The sequence below is a fragment of the Spiroplasma endosymbiont of Megaselia nigra genome (genome assembly GCF_003987485.1).
In the GTDB taxonomy this organism is placed as follows: domain Bacteria; phylum Bacillota_I; class Bacilli_A; order Mycoplasmatales; family Mycoplasmataceae; genus Spiroplasma.
The window spans coordinates 1-713 of record NZ_RCOO01000323.1; the positions used below are offsets into that span (position 1 = coordinate 1).

General features: G+C 27.2%; 1 protein-coding gene. It reads left to right on the forward strand.

What is annotated here, in order from left to right; translation table 4 throughout:
- Window positions 1-713: hypothetical protein (locus D9R21_RS07890; RefSeq protein ID WP_158614024.1), on the forward strand; the 713-nt coding region annotated here is incomplete at both ends.

Here is a 713-nt window from a genome sequence, read left to right on the forward strand (position 1 = left end):
GAATTATGATTTAAAACTTTTGCTTTAAGAGCCCAAAATATGATTAATTCTTACTTAAACTATCCATTTTCAAAATTAAAGTTTGAAACATTTAAAGACCCGTTATTAAAGAAAATTTGTATTAATATGGTGTTTATTACGATTGAGCATTGAACATTTAATCGCATTCCAATTGAGTTTTTTACTTCGGCAAATATGAGTGTTGGTAATATTAATTATTCTTCACAAAATGACCCTATGGCAACATGACAAGGTCTATTGCCTACTTATGCAAAATCATTGGCTAATTTAACAACTTTAAAGAAAATGTTTCGTACTTTTCAAGAAGAAGGTATTGATTTAACTATGATAGATTTAGAAGCATATTATACCCAGTTAGAAGTTGATGCATTACTAAATAATATTGTGATAGAAAAAATTAAAGATGATAAACTTGAAAAATTAAAAAAGGAAATTTTAGATGAATTAAAAAAATTAATTATTGTACCAGATGTACCAGATTGAGAAGTTGTTGATACTAGCAATTTTAGAGCAGGTCAAACCGGATATAATATTCCTAATTTTGATAAAGAAAACTATATTTATAGAATTTGATCCTCAGGAAAAGATAGCAGAGGAGATTTAAAAAGTCAAGGGATGTTGCAAACAAGGCGTAGTTTTACACAAACAATAGCTATTATATATGACCAAATAGGTGTTAATAGTGCATGTTT